The sequence below is a fragment of the Mesorhizobium sp. B2-3-7 genome (assembly GCF_006442695.1).
Taxonomy (GTDB): Bacteria; Pseudomonadota; Alphaproteobacteria; order Rhizobiales; family Rhizobiaceae; genus Mesorhizobium.
Map to the genome: position 1 here is coordinate 472,223 of NZ_VFVV01000003.1, position 18,395 is coordinate 490,617.

22 protein-coding genes and 1 pseudogene are annotated in these 18,395 nt (G+C 63.4%); 11 read left to right on the plus strand and 12 right to left on the minus strand.

The features are described from left to right. Positions 1–2: 2 nt before the first annotated feature. On the minus strand, positions 3–614 hold the full coding sequence (locus tag FJ940_RS09145; RefSeq protein WP_140494276.1) for a TetR/AcrR family transcriptional regulator: 612 nt from the start codon (positions 612–614) through the stop codon (positions 3–5). A 97-nt stretch (positions 615–711) separates the two neighbouring features. Between FJ940_RS09145 and FJ940_RS09150 the strand changes: the two genes are divergently transcribed. The 4 genes from FJ940_RS09150 to FJ940_RS09165 all read left to right on the plus strand — a co-directional run bounded on the left by FJ940_RS09150 (position 712) and on the right by FJ940_RS09165 (position 2,982). After that, positions 712–1,722, plus strand: a complete 1,011-nt coding sequence (locus FJ940_RS09150; protein WP_140656229.1) for an NAD(P)-dependent alcohol dehydrogenase — start codon at positions 712–714, stop codon at positions 1,720–1,722. A 36-nt stretch (positions 1,723–1,758) separates the two neighbouring features. Next, positions 1,759–2,205 carry an OsmC family protein gene (locus tag FJ940_RS09155; protein ID WP_140560507.1) on the plus strand — a complete coding sequence of 149 codons (447 nt, stop codon included), beginning with the start codon at positions 1,759–1,761 and terminating at the stop codon, positions 2,203–2,205. A 17-nt stretch (positions 2,206–2,222) separates the two neighbouring features. Next, the gene (locus tag FJ940_RS09160) at positions 2,223–2,597 is read left to right on the plus strand and encodes a nuclear transport factor 2 family protein (RefSeq protein ID WP_140583819.1); all 375 of its coding nucleotides are present in this window, start codon (positions 2,223–2,225) and stop codon (positions 2,595–2,597) included. Between the two features lie 106 nt (positions 2,598–2,703). Continuing rightward, positions 2,704–2,982, plus strand: a complete 279-nt coding sequence (locus FJ940_RS09165; protein WP_140494284.1) for a hypothetical protein — start codon at positions 2,704–2,706, stop codon at positions 2,980–2,982. A 100-nt stretch (positions 2,983–3,082) separates the two neighbouring features. On the opposite strand, the gene FJ940_RS09170 is transcribed toward FJ940_RS09165, so the two are convergent. From FJ940_RS09170 to FJ940_RS09200, 8 genes are all read right to left on the minus strand, one after another. Further along, the gene (locus tag FJ940_RS09170; RefSeq protein ID WP_140494286.1) at positions 3,083–3,694 is read right to left on the minus strand and encodes a LysE family translocator; all 612 of its coding nucleotides are present in this window, start codon (positions 3,692–3,694) and stop codon (positions 3,083–3,085) included. Positions 3,695–3,771: 77 nt separating this feature from the next. Continuing rightward, a complete protein-coding gene (locus FJ940_RS09175) occupies positions 3,772–4,107 on the minus strand; it encodes a YkgJ family cysteine cluster protein (RefSeq protein WP_140656231.1) in 336 nt (111 codons plus the stop codon). A gap of 51 nt (positions 4,108–4,158) precedes the next feature. Continuing rightward, the gene (locus FJ940_RS28425) at positions 4,159–4,326 is read right to left on the minus strand and encodes a hypothetical protein (RefSeq protein ID WP_181167560.1); all 168 of its coding nucleotides are present in this window, start codon (positions 4,324–4,326) and stop codon (positions 4,159–4,161) included. Between the two features lies 1 nt (position 4,327). After that, the gene (locus tag FJ940_RS09180) at positions 4,328–4,732 is read right to left on the minus strand and encodes a hypothetical protein (protein ID WP_140494290.1); all 405 of its coding nucleotides are present in this window, start codon (positions 4,730–4,732) and stop codon (positions 4,328–4,330) included. Continuing rightward, a complete protein-coding gene (locus FJ940_RS09185) occupies positions 4,732–4,959 on the minus strand; it encodes a hypothetical protein (protein WP_140494292.1) in 228 nt (75 codons plus the stop codon). Before FJ940_RS09185 ends, FJ940_RS09180 begins: the two co-directional genes overlap by 1 nt. A 334-nt stretch (positions 4,960–5,293) precedes the next feature. After that, a complete protein-coding gene (locus FJ940_RS09190) occupies positions 5,294–5,503 on the minus strand; it encodes a cold-shock protein (protein ID WP_010915421.1) in 210 nt (69 codons plus the stop codon). 491 nt (positions 5,504–5,994) lie between these two features. Then, a complete protein-coding gene (locus tag FJ940_RS09195) occupies positions 5,995–7,128 on the minus strand; it encodes a metallophosphoesterase (protein ID WP_140494294.1) in 1,134 nt (377 codons plus the stop codon). A gap of 110 nt (positions 7,129–7,238) precedes the next feature. Continuing rightward, entirely contained in the window at positions 7,239–7,904 is a 666-nt protein-coding gene (locus FJ940_RS09200) for a TetR/AcrR family transcriptional regulator (protein ID WP_140650602.1), read from the minus strand. Positions 7,905–8,025: 121 nt separating this feature from the next. On the opposite strand from FJ940_RS09200, the gene FJ940_RS09205 reads away from it, so the two are divergent. The 5 genes and pseudogenes from FJ940_RS09205 to FJ940_RS09225 all read left to right on the plus strand — a co-directional run bounded on the left by FJ940_RS09205 (position 8,026) and on the right by FJ940_RS09225 (position 11,953). Beyond that, the gene (locus tag FJ940_RS09205; protein WP_348641151.1) at positions 8,026–8,802 is read left to right on the plus strand and encodes an NIPSNAP family protein; all 777 of its coding nucleotides are present in this window, start codon (positions 8,026–8,028) and stop codon (positions 8,800–8,802) included. A 148-nt stretch (positions 8,803–8,950) separates the two neighbouring features. Next, positions 8,951–9,235, plus strand: a pseudogene (locus tag FJ940_RS09210) (SDR family oxidoreductase); the annotation flags it as partial. Positions 9,236–9,377: 142 nt separating this feature from the next. Next, positions 9,378–10,775, plus strand: coding sequence for a class II fumarate hydratase (fumC, locus tag FJ940_RS09215; protein ID WP_140494300.1), 1,398 nt, complete (start codon positions 9,378–9,380; stop codon positions 10,773–10,775). Between the two features lie 179 nt (positions 10,776–10,954). After that, a complete protein-coding gene (locus FJ940_RS09220; RefSeq protein WP_140494302.1) occupies positions 10,955–11,377 on the plus strand; it encodes a DoxX family protein in 423 nt (140 codons plus the stop codon). Positions 11,378–11,548: 171 nt separating this feature from the next. Beyond that, on the plus strand, positions 11,549–11,953 hold the full coding sequence (locus FJ940_RS09225; RefSeq protein WP_140494304.1) for a DoxX family protein: 405 nt from the start codon (positions 11,549–11,551) through the stop codon (positions 11,951–11,953). Positions 11,954–12,233: 280 nt separating this feature from the next. Here FJ940_RS09225 and ppx read toward each other — a convergent pair whose 3' ends face one another. Together ppx and FJ940_RS09240 are read right to left on the minus strand one after the other, a co-directional pair. After that, a complete protein-coding gene (ppx, locus tag FJ940_RS09235) occupies positions 12,234–13,769 on the minus strand; it encodes an exopolyphosphatase (protein ID WP_140515513.1) in 1,536 nt (511 codons plus the stop codon). Beyond that, positions 13,769–15,961 (minus strand): RNA degradosome polyphosphate kinase, encoded by a 2,193-nt coding sequence (locus FJ940_RS09240; RefSeq protein WP_140494308.1) that lies wholly within the window; start codon positions 15,959–15,961, stop codon positions 13,769–13,771. Before FJ940_RS09240 ends, ppx begins: the two co-directional genes overlap by 1 nt. A 202-nt stretch (positions 15,962–16,163) precedes the next feature. On the opposite strand from FJ940_RS09240, the gene FJ940_RS09245 reads away from it, so the two are divergent. Both FJ940_RS09245 and FJ940_RS09250 read left to right on the plus strand, forming a co-directional pair. Then, on the plus strand, positions 16,164–16,409 hold the full coding sequence (locus tag FJ940_RS09245) for a zinc-finger domain-containing protein (protein ID WP_140494310.1): 246 nt from the start codon (positions 16,164–16,166) through the stop codon (positions 16,407–16,409). 19 nt (positions 16,410–16,428) lie between these two features. Further along, positions 16,429–17,652 (plus strand): FAD-dependent monooxygenase, encoded by a 1,224-nt coding sequence (locus FJ940_RS09250; RefSeq protein WP_140656237.1) that lies wholly within the window; start codon positions 16,429–16,431, stop codon positions 17,650–17,652. A 30-nt stretch (positions 17,653–17,682) separates the two neighbouring features. Here the strand turns inward: FJ940_RS09250 and FJ940_RS09255 are convergent, their stop codons facing one another. After that, positions 17,683–18,348 (minus strand): TIGR02117 family protein, encoded by a 666-nt coding sequence (locus FJ940_RS09255; RefSeq protein WP_140584477.1) that lies wholly within the window; start codon positions 18,346–18,348, stop codon positions 17,683–17,685. Between the last annotated feature and the right edge of the window lie 47 nt (positions 18,349–18,395).

Genomic DNA, 18,395 nt, shown 5'->3' on the forward strand with positions numbered 1-18,395 from the left:
CGTCAGACAGCAGTGCTCTCCGCTTGCCGCGTCGCCTTGCCGGCGAGGACTGCCTGCTCGATCAGGGTAGCCACCTCATCGGCCACGACGTTGATCGATGAGCGATCGCGGGTGGCGCGGGCAATCACCATCAGGCCTTCCAGCGAGGACTCGACCAACAGCGCCAGCGCCCGTGCGCGGCGCTCGACCACCCCTGCCCTGACAAACGCCTGGCGCAGCAGGCCGATCCACTGCTCGAAAGCGGAGCGGCAGATTTCCTCCAAGTCCGGCACGTCGTTCGGCGCATCGAGCACGACCGGCGCGATCGGGCAGCCGAGCGAGAATTCGTTGTCCTCCAGCATGCGAGCGACCGACTGGTAAATGTGGTGAACGGCAACCGCCGGATCGCTTTCCGCCGCCAGCTCGGCGCCAAGCCTCTCAGTCACCTCAGCCACGCTGGCGCGCGTCACTTCGACGACCAGCTGATCCTTGCCACCGGGAAAGTGGAAATAGAGCGAGCCGCGCGGGGCGCCGCTGGCGCTCAGTATGTCATTGAGCGAAGTGCCGTGATAGCCGCGCCGCCTGAGCAGCAATCCGGTCGTTTCGAGTATGCGGGCTCTCGTATCGTTCGCCATGTCAACCTCTGTCAGGAGAGATCCTTATAAGCCTTGCCAGAAATATGACAACTGGTCTACATAATATGTAGATCAGTCTATATAATCGAGAGCCGAAATGCGCAGCTATCGTCTTGAGGGTTTGGGCGGAACCGAATGTCTGGTGATGCGGGAAGAGGTGCGACCGGAGCCAAGTCCCCAGGAGATCGTGGTGCGGGTGCGCGCCACCTCGCTCAACCGACGCGATACGATGATCCTCAATGGCACCTACCCCCTGACACCGCGCCGCGGGATCGTTCCGCTCAGCGACGGCGCCGGCCAGGTCGTCGCCATCGGCGATGATGTCACACGCTTTGCCGTCGGCGACCGTGTCACCGGCAGCTATTTCGCCCGCTGGATCGATGGCCGCATCAATGCCGGACTGATCGACCAGCTCGGCTGCACGCTGGATGGCATGCTCGGCGAGTACGCCGTGCTTGACGAGCAATGGGCGGTGCGACTTCCCGAGCATCTCGACTGGCGCGAGGCGGCAACGCTGAGCTGCGCCGGCCTGACAGCCTGGAACGCACTGACCGGGGCGGAGATTCCCAAGCCTGGCCAATGGGTTCTGGTCATAGGCTCGGGCGGCGTCTCGCTGTTCGCGTTGCAGTTCGCCAAGCTGCTCGGCTGCCGCGTCGTCGCCGTCACCTCTCGCGCCGAGAAGGTCGGCAAGCTGCGGGCGATGGGGGCCGACCTCGTCGTGTCCTCGACCGACATGCCGGAATGGGGGGCGATGGTGCGTGGCGAAACCGGCGGTATCGACCTTACCGTCGAAACCGGCGGCCCGCCGACCTTCGCGCAGTCGCTGATCGCCAGCGCGCTTTACGGGCGCATCGTGCTGCTCACCATTCAGGATGCGAAGGGCGCAACGGTGCAGATCCCGGGCGCCGTCTATCAGCGCAGCCTCGTCACAATCGGCCGTCTGTTCGTCGGCAGCCGCGCAAACCTCGAAACGATGCTCAACGCCGTCTCGGCGCACCGGTTGAGACCGGTCATCGACAAGGTCTTCCCCTTCGCCGAGGCCCGCGACGCCTACCGCTATTTCCAGCAAGGCGACGTGTTCGGGAAGGTCGTCATCGACGGAGCCTGATCTTTCACATCGATCGAACCAGAAGGGAGAACAGCAATGACAATTCGTGAAGCTTCGGCCGAGTGGCAAGGCACGCTGAGGGAAGGTTCAGGCCGGCTGCGGCTCGGCAGTGGTGTGTTCGAAGGCGCCTATTCCTTTCCGTCGCGTTTCGAGAACGGCCCCGGCACCAACCCGGAAGAACTGATTGCGGCCGCGCATGCCGGCTGCTTCTCGATGGCGCTGACCTTCATCCTTGGCCAGGGAGGTCATATTCCCCGGGACATCCGCACCATCGCCAGGGTGCACCTCGGAGCGACGGAGGCCGGGCCGACCATCACCCGCATCGACCTTGAAACGGCGGTGGACGTCGCGGGGCTCGCCGAAGACCAGTTCGAGCGCCTTGCCCAGTCCGCCAAGGCGAGCTGTCTCGTTTCGCGCGCGCTGGCCGGCGTGGCCCAGATCAACCTCAAGGCGACCCTCGTGGGTACCGCCGCGCAACAATAAATCAGGAGAAGCACGAGATGAGCAGCATCATGGACAGCCATCCAGAGTCGCGGCGGACAGCCGAGATCATGCGGCGCTTCAACGATGTGTTCCAGTTGCACGAACCGTCGGCGCTCGCCGAGCTGGTGGGCGAAGACTGCGTGATTGAAAACACCGTGCCGGCACCGGACGGTGCGCGCCATGCCGGCAAGGCGGCCTGCGTCGGGCTATGGACGGCGATCGCGACCCAGCCCGGCACGCGCTTCGACATCGAGGAGACCTTCGTCGCCGGCGAGCGGGCGACGATCCGCTGGCGCTACTGGATGGCGGACGGCAATTCGCTGCGCGGCGTCAATCTGATGCGCGTCGAGGGCGGGCGGATCGTCGAGGCGATGGGCTACGTCAAGGGATAGGCCGGCTTCACCATATGAGTTACTCCTAATACACATCGGTTTGTGCTAGGAATAGAGTCCGACCGCCATTCGACGATCGAGAAAGACCATAGGGAGGACTAATGTCATGAACATCAGAACCGCCTGCTTTGGAGCACTCGCGTTGACCGTTCTCAGCGGCACGGCACTTGCCGGAGCGCTCGACTCGCCCAAGATGATGGAACCGTTCTTCACCGATGCGAGCATGAAGACGATGAAATCCGACGCCGAGATGAAAGCCGCCTGGGCAAAAATGTCCAAGGACGACCAAGCCATGATGATGAAGGAATGTCAGGATGCGGCGATGAGCAAGCCGTATGCCCCGTTCTGCGAAAAATTGAAGGCGCTCGGCGGCGCGAACAAATGATTGCCGGCTAGTCCGGAGTTGAAGAACAAAAGAAGGCGGGCCAAGGCTCGCCTTCTCATTGTTCGGCATCGATTTCGTGCCAAGGCGAGGCGAACGAATTCTACCTGTCCGCCAGCGCAAGCTTGGCGCCGAGCATGACGAAAGCGCCGGCGAACGTGCGGCGCATCCAGGTCAGCACCCTCGGCCGCGACGCGACATGGCTGCGGATCGAGGCGGCGAAGATGCCATAGCCGACGAAGATGACGAAGGTCAAAAGCATGAAGACGCTGCTCAGTTCCAGCATCTTCGACAGCGCGTGCGGCTCGGTCGTGCTGACGAACTGCGGCAGGAAGGCAAAGAAGAAGATCGACAGCTTCGGGTTGAGCACATTGACGAGGATGCCTCTCGCAATCACCTTGCCGGTGGAGCGCGGCGCGACATTGTCCTCGACGTTCAGACCACCCCTCTCCTTCAGCGTGTTCCAGGCCATGTAAAGGAGGTAGGCGACGCCCAGATATTTCAGCGTCTCGAAGGCGACCGCGCTGGTGTGCAGGAGCGCGGCGAGGCCGGTGATGGCGGCAGCCATATGCGGGATGATGCCGAGCGTGCAGCCGAAAGCGGCGACGATTGAGGCGCGGGCGCCGCGGGAAAGCCCGGCGCTCAGCGTGTAGAGGACGCCGGTGCCGGGCGAAGCCACCACGATCAGCGACGTCAACAAGAATTCGATGCTCACGATTTGGTCCTCCGCTGTGCTGCCCGGCGGGCAGCGTAGCAGCGAAATCCCCGCGCACAAGCCGCGGCGCCGTCAGATCAGAGGACAGGCAGCCCGTGCGCCCGACGCGCCATCAGGCAATCCTTGTCGCCGGGCATGCAGGCGCGGCAGACATCCGGGCGCAGCTCGTAGATGCCGCAAGCGGTTGCCTTGCCCACTTCGCCACAGAGAGCCGAACAGCGCGCGCCCTCGCAACGCATACCCGACAGATCGGTCGCGACATACTTGTCCGGGATACGGTCGAGTTGCGCGTCGTCCTCGGTGGAAAAGCGCGGCCACTCGGCCGAGTAGGAGCAACAGGCGCCGCAGCTCTGGCAATCAAATGCCGGGACGGTGCCTCGTTGCGACGATGAAAGGCTGGCTGCGGTCACCAACGAGAACGGTCCCTGCACAGCAGATTGCGGTCGGCGTCTTGCGGCAAGGCGCTATTTCTTCTTGCCTGCCTTGCGCGACGGCGCCTCGGCCGGAGACTTGAATAGGTCGGTCGCGGCCTCGGCAGCGGCATCCGCCTTCGGCGCGGCAGCCGGCTTGACCGGCTTTGCAGCGGCGGCGGGCGCCGGCGGTTGGTCCTTGGCGGAGAATTTTATGGCCATCTCAGTCCTCGTCGGCGAAGCGCGATGGTGCGCGCGGACTGCGCAAACGGCCGATCAGGGCCGAAACCGCCGTTATGTTCATTTCCTCAGGCGACCAGTTCCTCGCCTCCGCGATGTGATGCGGCGCCAGTTCGCGATGCGTGCTGCCGCTGTAGGCGGCGTCTTGATGGGTCACCGGCTCGCGGGTCTTGGCGTCTTGGCGGACATATTCGATCAAATAGTTCGGGCACTCGGCGCGGCCCCGCACGCCGACGCGCACCTGTGCATCGCCATGGACGCGCTTGCAGCGTTCGAGTTTTTCCAGCACACGCCGGACATATTCGACTGGCTTGTCCAATGTTTCGACCATGTCGGCGATGGTCGCATCAGCGGCGATGGGTGTCGCCGGCACACGCTTCGTCGCCATCAGCGTCTTCCGGCCCGTTTCGGCAACGCCGCCTGTGCGGCCGCCGCAGCCATTTCATCTGCCTCTTTTTCCAGGCGCAGTTCGCGCAAACGCGCGGTCTTGGCTTCACGCGCCTCGGTGAGGGCATCGCGTTCGGAAATGATGCGGTTGAGCGACATCGACTGGGTTTGCGTCTTGCTGAACAAGGGCACTGCCTGATCAGCAGCTGTTTTCGAATTGGCGGTCAAAATCTTTCTCCTGTCAGGAGTCTCGTGCCGATAGGGCAAGACCGGTCTTCAGTCAGGACCCACGCACAAAAGCATTGGGGCGGCGGATTCAATTTGCTGGAGCGTCCCTTAGCACGTTCAGGCCGACGCGCAGCGCATTTTCGACGGCGAGACCCACAAAGTGAAAAAGGCCAGGCACCGCCTGACCTTCCATGAGAGCGTCGCGCATCCAGTGGATGCACAGGACGCTCCGGCACGCAGCGTGCGAAAACTCAGGTTTCCGCCGCCATGCGTCCGAATTCGCCATTCACCAGTGCCAGTACATCCGTGGTCAACGGGAAGGCTGAATCCTTTTTCAGGCCGCCTTCAACTGGTCGGCCGACATCTTGCCGGACTTGTTGTCGCGGACCATCTCGTAGCCGAGCTTCTGGCCCTCGACGATGTCACGCATGCCGGCGCGCTCTACGGCCGAGATGTGGACGAAAACGTCGGCAGAGCCGTCGTCAGGCTGAATAAAACCAAAACCTTTGGTGGCGTTGAACCATTTAACTGTGCCGGTGCTCATGACGAACCCTTTCCATGGCAAATACTCGTTCGCCGTCATGCGGATGCACAACGTCGTTTGTCTCGATTTTTGATGTGGGAAGTTCGTCAAAGGCGCGCTGCAAAGCGCGGATAACAAAAGTCAGTCAACAAATATCGACAAAGGTCTTGTAAGCTATTTAAATGGCCATGTCAATTCTTGGCTCACCCGCCGCGACGGTTCATGCCAATCGGCACTGAACAAAGCGGCCCTAAAAAAAATCTGGACGCGCCGGGAGCCATTTCGGTCGAAGCACGTTTCATGGTTGTCGTCAGCAATTCACGAGAGCAATCGAAGGAAAAGCGAACGGCAAAGACGCCCCCCGCACGATAAAAGGTGCGAGGGGCGTTTTCTTTCGGCCCCTACATCGCGGCGGTCATCATCGGCGGCATCTCGTAGCGGAGGCCGAGGCCCGAGCGTACTGCCAGGTCGACGTCAGTCAGCGTCCGGGACGAAAAGGCCGCTGCGGGCTTTCATGTCTGGAACGGTTTGCTGAAGGCGTTGGTGAATGTGACCCCGCCGTGATCGTCGCTGGCTTCGCCCAGCACGACATCCATGCCATCATTGGTGACCCGCGCCAGTGCGAACCCGCCCATATAGGCCGCCTTTGGCTTGAAGAGATCAAGGCCGTCGCGCTGATAGATCATCGGCACCTCGTGCTGATGGCCATGGAAGATGGCAATCACGTTGTAGCCTTTCAGGGCCGCAAGCAGTGCCTGACGGTCCGCATCGCTCCACCAATGCGGCGGCCCCTTGCCGTCGTCGTCGAACGCCTTTTTGGCGGGATCCCATCGCTCAGTCGAAAAATTATCCCAGCCATAATGCTGAAACAGGATGACCGGGCGGCCGTCCGCCGCATAGGTCGCCAGATCCTGCTTCAGCCAGGGCAGGCTGCTGTCCGCGCCATGGCCGGTGTCGCCAGCGAAACGGTGGGTCTGGACGAGATGCAGCCCGCCCCAGTCCCACGCATAGCAGTCGGTCTCGACATCGTAGTCGGTGGCTGGAACCGGTGGCTTGAAGAACACGCCGGCACGGTGATTGACTTCGACATAGTCGCGCATTTCGCGCCGGTACCAGTCAACGTGATGCCGCGGGCCGTTTTGGTCGAGGTCATGATTGCCGAGCCCGACATAGACTGGAACATGCACGCGGTCAGGCCCCATGCCTTGCTGGTAACGCTGGCTGAATTGCAGCAATTGCGTGCCTTCACTCGGCTGGGTGATCTGACCACCGCCATCGTCGGTCATGTCGCCGCCGATGACGAGGCCGAGCGGCGTGCCGATTCGGCTGCCGGCGGAGCGTAGGCCCGTCGGGACGCCGCCGATCTCGACGGGCCATGTTTTGTCGCCAATGCCGTTCAGAGCCGCCACATTGCGCAGCAAGGCAGCGTCGGTCTTGCCTTCCTGCTGGCAATTGGGACTCAAGCCGCTGGCCATGCGGCAGGCATGGACATCGGCGATGAACAGGAAGGTGGCGTCGACAGGCTGAATGCGCTGCCCGGTCTGGCCGAGCGCCGGGCGTGGAAGCGCAAGGGCCGTGGCAAGACCGGCGGCCCGCGCCAGAAAACGGCGTCGTGATACCGATTTTGGTGAGAAGCGCTTCATCATGGGTTGAAGTTCAGCACGGACACCGGTCAGCAGTAAAGTTCAGCGCCCGGTCCACGGCTGCCCTCCCCCAGAACGGAACTGAGTTGTAGGGATCGTTCCCGTCCTCGGCATCAAAGGTTTCCCGGTGGCAGCAATATCCTGCGACGCCGCCTCGTTGCGGCCATGGGCGAAGCTTGGGCGACATTCTGCTCCAGCCCCGCCAGGCAATCGCGCAACATGCCGGCATCCTGCGCCGTCTTGGCCATCGACATCGCTCCGGAATAGGCCGCGACGGCCAGGGCGGCGAAACGCTGCGGATCGGTGTCCTGCTCCCTGCCCGCCTGCTGATCAGCCCGGACCTTGTCGGCGATCGCCTGGCGCCAGCCGGCAAAAATGCCGGCAAGGGCGGCGCGCAATTCGGCATCGGCGAGCGACAGTTCATGTGCAAGGTTGTTGAGGGGACAGCCGCGCACGAAGCCTTGTTGCTCAAGTTCCGCCGCCACGGCTTCGAAGGCTGCACGCACGCCTTCGCGCGCCGAAGCGGCCGCCCGCAAAGGCGCCATCCATGTTTCTTCGACCGCCGCGGCCACACGCTCTTCGATCACCGCCAGCGCCAACGCTTTCTTGGTCGGGAAATGATGATGCAACGCGCCGCCGCTGACACCCGCCGCCGCCATCAGATCGCCGAGACTGGACGCGTGATAGCCGCGTACCTGAAAGGACTCCTGCGCGGCATCGAGCACTCTGTTGCGCATGCCTTCGGGATCATTGGTGCGCTTCTGGGCATGCCCTGTCATCGGGAATCTCCACCTTCTCCCTCAAGCAGGGAAGAAAAAGAAGGTAGCAGATTGACAAAACAGGACAACCGGTCTGTTTTATAAAACAGGATGATCACCCTGTTTTGGAGAGCTTATGAGCATGCCCCTGAGTGCCACATCGGAGACGGCAGCGCTCGCCTCCCCGGTCGTCGAACTGCGCCAGTACACGCTGAAACCCGGCAAACGCGATACCCTTATCGACCTCTTTGACGGCAAGCTGATCGAAGGCCAGGAAGAGGCCGGGATGACCATCATCGGCCAATTCCGGGATCTCGATCGCCCCGACATGTTCGTCTGGCTGCGCGGCTTCGAGGACATGGAGGTGCGCAAAGGCGCCCTGAGCGCCTTCTATGACGGTCCGGTATGGGCAGCGCACCGCAATGCCGCCAACGCCACGATGATCGATTCCGACGATGTGCTGCTGCTCAAACCTGCGTGGCCCGGCGCTGGCTTCGATCTCTCCGGCGCATTACGCGCGGGCTTGGCTGCCGACGAAAAGCCAGGCAGAAGCACGCCGCTGTCAGGCATGGTCGTGATTCGGATTTATCATTTGCGGCCGGGCGCAGAGGCCGCGTTCGCCAGCCGCTTCGAGGCCGAAGTCGCGCCGATGACGGCGTCACCCGGTGCGCGGCTGCTCGCCGCTTTCGTCACGGAGCACGCGGAAAACAGCTTTCCACGCCTGCCGGTGCGAGCGAGTGAGAATGTTTTCATCAGTGTGATGGGTTTTGATGGCGAAGAAGCGCACGCCCAGCATGAAACCGCGCTTGCCGCCTCGCCTGCATGGCAGGCCTTCTCGCACGCCGTCCGACATGACCTGGCCAGACCAACCGAAACCGTGCGCCTGTCGGCGACATCGCGCTCGCGGCTTTGTTGCTGATCTCCAGTCCGCCCGGAGACGGCGTCTGATCAGCTATATCTCCCCGGCATCGAGGCGTGGCGTAAATTCCCGCTGGCTCCCTGCCCAGTTCGCGAATGCAAGCGCCGGCAGTTGACCCCGACGCCGGCCGCCGCCGAAGGGCGCACGGAATTCGCTGACCAAGTCACTCGCCTTCGAGCTCGGCCCGCGCGGCATCCGCGTCAACGCCATTGCGCCCGGCACCGTCGACACCGCCATGCGGCGCAGGACCGTCGACAATCTGCCGGCGCAGGCAAAGGTTGAGCTCGAGGCCTATGTCGAGCGCAGCTACCCGCTTGGCCGCATCGGCCGCCCTGAGGACCTCACCGGCATCGCGGTCTATCTCGCCAGCGACGAGGCGACATGGACCAGCGGCGGGATTTTCGCGGTGGATGGCGGGTACACGGCAGGATGAGTGGGACAGCCGATCTCCCCACGAGCGGAGAGATTGGCTCTGTCTTCAACCGATTTGCATCTTCACCGCCCGCAATCTCCGCTTGATGCGTTTTGTGCAACGCGATACGCCGTTGCCCAAATCGACAGACCGGAGACTTGCCGTGAGCGCTGCCAAGACCAGAACCGAAACCGACACGTTCGGTGCCATCGAGGTCGCCGCCGACCGTTATTGGGGCGCGCAGGCGCAGCGTTCGCTCGGCAATTTCAAGATCGGTTGGGAAAAGCAGCCGGCCTCCGTCGTGCGCGCGCTCGGCATCGTCAAGCGGGCGGCGGCGGAAGCCAATATGGAGCTGAAGCGGCTCGATCCGGCGATCGGCAAGGCGATCGTCGAAGCCTCTCAAGAAGTCATCGACGGCAAGCTCAACGACCATTTCCCGCTGGTGGTCTGGCAGACCGGCTCGGGTACGCAATCCAACATGAACGCCAACGAGGTGATCTCCAACCGGGCGATCGAGATGCTGGGCGGCGTCATGGGCTCCAAGAAGCCGGTGCACCCGAACGACCACGTCAATATGAGCCAGTCGTCGAACGACACCTACCCGACCGCCATGCACATCGCCTGCGCCGAGCGCATCGTGCATGACCTGTTGCCGGCGCTGAAGCACCTGCACAAGGCGCTCGCCGCCAAGAGCAGGGAGTTCAACCATATCATCAAGATCGGCCGCACCCACACGCAAGACGCCACCCCGCTTACGCTGGGCCAGGAATTCTCGGGCTACGCCGCGCAGGTCGCTTCGTCGATCAAGCGCATCGAGCTGACGTTGCCCGGCCTGCAGGAACTGGCGCAGGGCGGCACCGCCGTCGGCACCGGCCTCAACGCGCCCGTCGGCTTCGCCGAGCGGGTGGCCGACCGCATCGCCGCCATCACCGGCATCGCCTTCGTCACTGCCCCGAACAAGTTCGAGGCGCTGGCAGCCCATGATTCCATGGTGTTCTCACATGGCGCCATCAACGCCGCTGCCGCAGCGCTGTTCAAGATCGCCAACGACATCCGCTTCCTCGGTTCCGGCCCGCGTTCGGGCCTTGGCGAATTGTCGTTGCCGGAAAATGAGCCGGGTTCCTCGATCATGCCGGGCAAGGTCAACCCGACGCAGTGCGAAGCGATGACCCAGGTCTGCGTGCAGGTGTTCGGTAACAATGCAGCCCTCACCTTCGCCGGCAGCCAGGGCCATTTCGAGCTCAATGTCTATAACCCGCTGATGGCCTACAACTTCCTGCAGTCGGTGCAGTTGCTCGCCGACGCTTCGGTCTCCTTCACCGACAATTGCGTCGTCGGCATCGAGGCGCGGGAAGACAACATCAAGGCGGCCCTCGACCGCTCGCTGATGCTGGTGACGGCGCTTGCGCCCACCATCGGCTACGACAGCGCCGCCAAGATCGCCAAGACCGCGCACAAGAACGGCACCACGCTGCGCGAGGAAGCGCTGGCCACCGGGCTGGTCAGCGAAGCCGACTACGACCGGATCGTGCGGCCGGAAGATATGACCCATCCGGGGTGAAGGCACTTTTTCGGCGGGAAAATATGCTCCCGCCACCACATCGACCGGCACGAATTTCCGTTTTTCACCGGTTCACGGAAACGTATGTCCTGTGAACAATGTGTCGCCAGACAGGCGGCTTTGGTGAACAGTCAGCATGGTCTATCTGACGGGCGATCAACCCCATTCGGAGAGCCACCATGTCCACCAACACTTCCTTCGCCGGCACCGGCACCGCGTCCAACAGTTCTGTCACGATCCTGCTCGGCCGCATCCTGCTCGCGGTCATTTTCCTGCTTTCCGGTTTCGGCAAGCTCAGCGCCCTTTCCGGCACCGCGGCCTATTTCGGCGGCCTCGGCCTGCCCTTGCCGACCGTGACGGCCATCGTCGTCGGCCTCATCGAACTGCTCGGCGGTCTGGCCATTCTCGTCGGCTTCCAGACCCGGATTGCCGCCTGGGTGCTGGCGATCTTCACCGTCGCCACGGCCCTGGTCGCCCACACCGGCTGGGCCGACCAGATGCAGATGATCAACTTCATGAAGAACCTGGCGATCACCGGCGGCTTCCTCGTGCTGGCTTCCTCAGGCGCCGGCGCCTATTCGGTCGACGCCAAGCGCGGCTGAACTTCCCTCCCCCGTCTTTGACAGCAGTGGCGCGGAATTTTCCGCGCCACTGTTTCGTTGTCGGTCCAGAAGCCTCAATTCAGCGCCCGGATTTGCCGGGGCATTGGTGGTAGGATCGATCGGTCCGGGTGGGTAAAGGCCCAAACCGGCCAACCGACAACGGAGGTGACCATGCCTCGCAACGCACTGCTTCTGGCTTCGCGGCTGCTGCTTGCCGCGCTGTTCGTACCGTCAGGCTTCCATGCGCTCGCCGACATTGCCGGCACATCGGGCTATTTCGCCGGCCTTGGCCTGCCGCTCCCGGGGCTCGCCGCGTGGGGCACGGGCCTGTTCGAGCTGATCGCCGGACTGCTGATACTCATCGGCTTCCAGACCAGGATCGTGGCTCTGCTTTTGGCCGCCTTCTGCATCGTTGCCGGCTTCATCGGCCATTACGGCCAGGGCGCCGATGATGCGACGCTTGCCTTCTTGCACCAGCAGATGCTGATGAAGGACATCGCGATATCGGGCGGCTTTCTGGCGCTCGCCATGGCCGGCGCCGGCGCCTGGTCGGTCGACGGGCGGGCTGCTGTTTGATATCGCCTAAATCCAAGGGCAGGCCCGGAACCAACCAGACAAATGCCCCGGGTTGGACTCTCAATGCCCGAGCCAAGCCAACGCCCGTGTCAAGTCGACCCCCACTCCGTCGAGCTGCGCTCGACACCTCTCCCCCGATCGACGGGCGAGAGGTGGCTTGGCGAAGCCAAGACGGAGTGGGGGAAGCCGGTCTTCAAACACGAAGCCGCTGAACAAGTGGCGCGATTGAGTTGGTCAATATCGGCGTGGATCAGATAACTCACGCTCTGGTAGGCCGTACCTATTTCACCGAAACGCTCGGCCCACCTTCGACCGCCAGTACCAGGCGGCGGCCGGTAATTCGCGCCAGTTGCGCCAGGCGCCCGGCCGGGCGCTCGCCATAGAGATCTGCCAGCGATGCCGGCAAGACCAGCGCCAGCACGCCATTGCCGCGCTGCTCCCATTTCAGTCTCGGCATGACGCCGGGCATCGAGGCGGTCAGCAGGTAGACGACGCGCATCGATGCCGCCAGCACCCGCGCTCGCTCCAGATAGCGCGGTGTCGCCAGCGCCTTGATTTCGGGCGCGATGGCTTCGTTGAAGATGCCGTCGTGCCGATAGGCGTTGGCCATCGCCAGGTAGGCGCGGCCAGGGTGGTCCACGCCGAAAAAGGAGGCGTGGGCGATGATGTTGAGCGATTGCTTGCCGCGATATTCGGGATGCGCGCGCCAACCGATGTCGGCCAGCAATGCCGCCGCGTGGCGGTAGCGCGCCTCGTCCTCGGTCTCGTCGATGCCGAAAGCGGCAAAGGTCTTGGCCGTCCAGTCGACGAGTTCATGCGCATGGGTGACCGAGCGCGAGCGCAGCCGGGCGAGTTCCTCCGATGCCGAGATCAGCGGATCGGCCTTCTGCTCGGCCTGGTCGAGCAGCGAATAGAGGAAGCCTTCGCGCACGCCGAGCGCCGAGACGATGATCTTCGACGGCTGCATCGCCGCCATGATCTCCTGCAGCACGATGGCACCGTAAGGCAGGAGCGAGCGGCGGTTCTTCGAAACGCCCTCGATGCCTTTGATCTTCTCGATCTCGCCTTTCGCCACTTGCCGCAGGAAATTGGCGGCACTTTCGACGCCGATCTCGTAGTGGTGCATGACGCCAAGCGGATAGTTGGTCATCTCCATGTGCAGCCGGGCGAGATTTCGCCAGGTGCCGCCGACGGCATAGAAAGGCCTGCCTTGCCCGCCTTTGAGCAGCTTCGCCCGCCCCAGCTCGTCGCGCACGATTTTCGCTGCCTGCGTGAGGGAGTTCTTGGCCATATCCTGGAGGCGCAGGCCGCCCAGCGGCAACGTTATGCCGTCGCCGATCGCTTCGCCATTGACGTCGACCAGTTCAAGGCTGCCGCCGCCGAGGTCACCCGCGATACCGTTGGCCGGATGAAAGCCGCAGATGACGCCGAGCGCGGAATAGTAGGCTTCCTCGCGGCCGCTGATCACGCGGATCTCGGTCTTGAGCACGTCTTCGGCGCGGTGGATGAAATCGGGGCCGTTGACGGCCTCGCGGGCAGCCGCGGTCGCCAGCACGTACATGTGCTCGGCGCCGGCCTGGTCGGAGAGCGCGCGGAAGCGGCGGAACTCCTCCATTGACCGTGTCACGCCCTCGGGGTCGAGCTTCCCCGTCGACACAATGCCGCGGCCGAGGCCCGCCAGCATCTTTTCGTTGAACAGCATGGTCGGCGAGCGCGCCAGCCCCTCATAGACGACAAGGCGGATCGAATTCGAGCCGATGTCGATGATGGACAGCGGTCGGCGATCCTGCAGCCGGCCCTGGGAATCGGACAGCATCAGGCGGCAGCGTTCTTCTTACGGCGCTTGAATTGCGCGATCCGCTTCGGCGCATGCGATTTCAGCGCATCACCCCGTCCCGACAGGCTCGGATTGGTCATGAAATATTCCTGTGCGTTGAACGGCTCCTCGCCCTCCTCGAGCACGACGCGCCGGGAGGTTCCATCAGCCAATACGTCGAAACTTTGCTGATTGTCCATGATGTTGCCGAGCATGATCTGGCCCAGCACCTGTTCATGCACAGTTGGGTTGGTGATCGGCACCATGGTCTCGACGCGGCGGTCGAGGTTGCGCGGCATGAGGTCGGCCGAGGAGATGTAGACGACGGCCTCGTCCGACGGCAGGCCGTGGCCATTGCCGAAGCAATAGATGCGGCTGTGCTCGAGGAAACGGCCGACAATCGACTTGACCCTGATGTTTTCCGACAGGCCCGGCACCTGCGGCCGCAGGCAGCATATGCCGCGCACGACCAGGTCGATCTCGACGCCCGCTCGGCTGGCGTCGTAGAGCGCGTCGATGATGATCGGATCGACAAGGGCGTTCATCTTCATCCAGATGCGTGCCGGCCGTCCCTCGAGTGCGTGGGCGACCTCATCGGAAATGTGCTGCAGGATACGGTTCCTCAGCGTGAAGGGCGAGATCGCCAGCCGCATTTCGGCGGTCGGCTCGGCATAGCCGGTGATGAAGTTGAAAAGCTGGGCGACATCGCGTGCGATCGTTGCATCGGTGGTGAAGAAGGACAGGTCGGTGTAGATGCGCGCGGTCACCGGATGGTAATTGCCGGTGCCCAGATGCACATAATTGCGCAGCTTGCCGTCCTCGCGCCGCACCACCAGCGACATCTTGGCGTGGGTCTTGAGCTCGAGGAAGCCGAACACGACCTGGACGCCGGCGCGCTCGAGGTCGCGCGCCCAGCGGATGTTGGCCTCCTCGTCGAAGCGAGCCTTGAGCTCGACCAGTGCCGTCACCGACTTGCCGGCCTCGGCGGCGTCGACCAGCGCACGCACGATCGGGCTGTCGTTGGAGGTTCGGTAAAGCGTCTGCTTGATCGCCACCACTTCCGGGTCGGCCATCGCCTGGCGCAGGAACTGCACCACGACGTCGAAGGATTCGTAGGGGTGGTGGACGATGATGTCCTTCTCGCGGATGGCGGCGAAGCAATCGCCGCCATGCTCGCGGATGCGCTCGGGGAAACGCGGATTGTAGGGCGTGAATTTGAGGTCGTCGCGGGCAACGGCGACGATCTCCGAAATCTGGCTGAGCGCCAGCGGGCCGGTCAGGACGCTGATGCGGCTCGACGAAACGCCGAGTTCGCCGGCGACGAATTCGCGCAGTTCGGCCGGCATGAGCATGTCGAACTCGATGCGAATGACGGAGCCGCGGCGGCGGCGCTTTAGCGCAGTCTCGAACAGGCGCACGAGATCTTCCGATTCCTCCTCGACCTCGATGTCGCTGTCGCGAATGATGCGGAACGTGCCGGAGCCCTTGACCTCGTAACCCGGGAACAACTTGCCGATGTAAAGGCCGACCGCCTCTTCCAGCGGGATGAAGCGGACATGGTGCTTGCGGTCCGGCAGGCGGATGAAGCGCTTCAGCGCCACCGGCAGGCGCAAGAGCGCGCTCATCTCCTCGCCGTTCTTGCGATGGCGAAGCTGCAGCGCCATCGAGAAGCCGAGATTGGGGATGAACGGGAACGGATGCGCCGGGTCGATCGACAATGGCGTGAGAACCGGAAACACCTGATCCTGGAAGTGCTCCTCCAGCCAGGCCTTCTCGTCCTTGGTCAGCGCGTCGCGGGTGATGCTCTCGATGCCTTCCTTGTTGAGCAGCACGGTCAGCGCCGAAAGGCTTTTCTGCTGGTCTTCCTGCAACCGTTCGACCTCGCGCAGCAGCTGTTCGAGCTGCTGTTCGGGGGTACGCCCGTCCGGACTTCTCAACACGATGCCTTCGCGAACCTGGCCGGCCAGGCCGGCGACGCGCACCATGAAGAACTCATCGAGATTGGCCGCGGAGATCGACAGGAAACGTACCCTCTCCAGCAGCGGATGGTTTGTGTTCTGCGATTCCTCGAGCACGCGGCGGTTGAACTGCAACCAGGAGAACTCGCGATTGACGAAACGATCCGGATTGCCTTCCGGGCTTGCCGCTTCCGCATTGATGAACTCGCTCTGGACCGGCTTCAGTTCGTTCATGGTTCCTGCTCTTCCCACGTCTGGTTGCTTCGCCGCTTTTTCGGGCGGCGCCCAGGCTGTTGCGCCTGGCTGCGATGCTCCAGCCGGTTAACCGGCTTAACTTATCCTCTGACAGGCTTTTGCGACAGTTTCATTTCATCGAACTTGCAAACAGACCGGTTATGATCCAAACGCTGAGTAGACTGCGCTAAAGGAGACGACGATGGCAGGCGGTTCCATTCCCCATTTCCAGAACGATGCGGGCCATCCGGCGATCGATATCGGAGTCAAGGAATTCATGTGCACCGGCGCCAACCCGCCTTTCGACCATCCGCATGTGTTTCTCGACATGGGCGACGACAATGAGAAGGTCTGCCCCTACTGCTCGACGCTCTACCGCTATTCGCCGAAGCTGACGGCGATGGAAACGCTGCCGGCCGGCTGCCTCTACATCGATCAGGCCGCCTGACCTCCAGCGGGCCGGGCCAATGGCAGACGCACAGTCCCGGCAAGTCATCATCGCCGGGGCGGGTATTGCCGGGCTGACCGCGGCACTGGCTTTCGCCGAGCGCGGCTATACCGTGCGGATCTTCGAACAGGCGCAGCGCCTCGAAGCGGCGGGCGCCGGCATCCAGCTTTCGCCCAACGCGACACGCATCCTGCGTGAGCTCGGCGTACTCGACGCACTTCTTCCCAATGCCGTCAGGCCGGAAGCCGTGGTGCTGAAGGATGCGGCAACCTTGGGCGAACTGGCGCGCGTGCCTCTTGGACGAGCAGGCGAGGCGCGCTGGGGTGCGCCCTACCTCGTGGCGCATCGAGCGGACCTGCAAAACGCGCTGATGGCGCGCGTGGCTGCCATGCCCGATGTTCATCTCACCACCGGCGCGCGCCTTGACAGCGTCACGATCAGCAGTTCAGGCATCACCGCGGCAGCCGATGTGGGTGGTAGGCTCGTCGCGGCGGAAGGTTTCCTTCTGGTCGGCGCCGATGGCGTCTCGTCGTCGGTGCGCGGACTTGCCGACCAAGGAAGGAAAAACAGGCTTGCGAAAAGCCACTTCTCCGGCGAACTGGCCTGGCGGGCAACCGTCAGCGCAGACAGTCCTGCCGGGCAAGCTTTTGCAGAGATCGGTGCGCCGGACTGCGTCACCACCTTCCTGCATCCCGGCTTTCACATGGTCGCCTATCCCGTCAGCAAGGGCAGCGCCATCAACCTCGTCGCTTTCACCAGGGGCGAGCGTATCGCCGAAGGCTGGTCCGGCCATGCCGATCCCGCAATCCTGGCCGGCGCCATGCGCCGCACCACGCCGGCGCTGGCAAGGCTTGCGGAGTTGGCCGGCCCTTGGGCGGCCTGGCCGGTCCATACGGTCGATCAGAAGCAGCCATGGGTAAGGTCGGGCCGCATCGCGCTGGTCGGCGACGCGGCGCATGCCATGACGCCGTTCGCGGCACAGGGCGCCGCGATGGCCATCGAGGATGCCGCCACGCTTGCCGACGTCATGGCCGCCTCCCCTGCCGACCTGGCCGGAAGTCTTCAAATCTGGGAAGGCCTGCGCCGGCCGCGCGTCGTGAGAGTGGCACGTCGCGGCGCCCTCAACCGCCTTGCCTGGCATGCCTGGGGTCCGGTGGCGTTGGCGCGCAACCTTTTCCTGAAAATGCGGGCGCCGGAGAAGCTCGCCGCGGATTTGGACTGGCTTTATGGGTGGCGGGCCTAGAACTCGAACGAGGCGTTGGCGTTATCTGCGCTACCTACCATTATACAGCTTCAACGACCACCCAAGCGAGACCGGCAGCGGGTTCCACCAACCGGTCCGCAGGCCGGCGGTTCGCAAGGCGGCGGCCGTCCAGGTGTTGCAGCCGGCCAGCGCATTGAAATGGCCGTTCGCCTCATAGAAGCGGTCGAAATCGGAATAGGCGGCCCTGGCGATGACGATCGGCCCGCCTGGTCCTTGCTGAAAACTCGCATCGATGAAGTCGAGCAATGCCGCAAAGCGGTCTTCCGGGATGTCGAAGCCGGCGACATCGGGTCCGGAGATATCGCCGGCGACCTCGACATGCATCACTGAAGCGTCAAGCGTCAGGGCCTTGAATACGGGCATCGCCTTCAGCTGCGACCAGGTCGGCGTCTCCAGGTAGAAGGCGCGGCCGCCCCAGCCGAAGACGATGTAGCGCACCTCGGGCGCATCGGAAGGCTGGCCGGCAGCCGCGAGGAAGCGAAAACGCCGGCGCACGCCATCATCGACGGGAATGGCGATGTCGGTGTGGATCGGATTGCTCAGCACCAGAATGTGCCTGACGCCCTCGCCGGCCGCGGCAGCCGGCCAGAGCGGTCGTGGCACCAGCGTGCCGAGTGCCGCGACCAGCACCACCGCGGCCACCAGCACGGCCAGGAAACGAAGGCGTTTTCTCATCCGGGCATAGTTCTTGCGATTCCATCATGTCTCAATCGAAACGATCC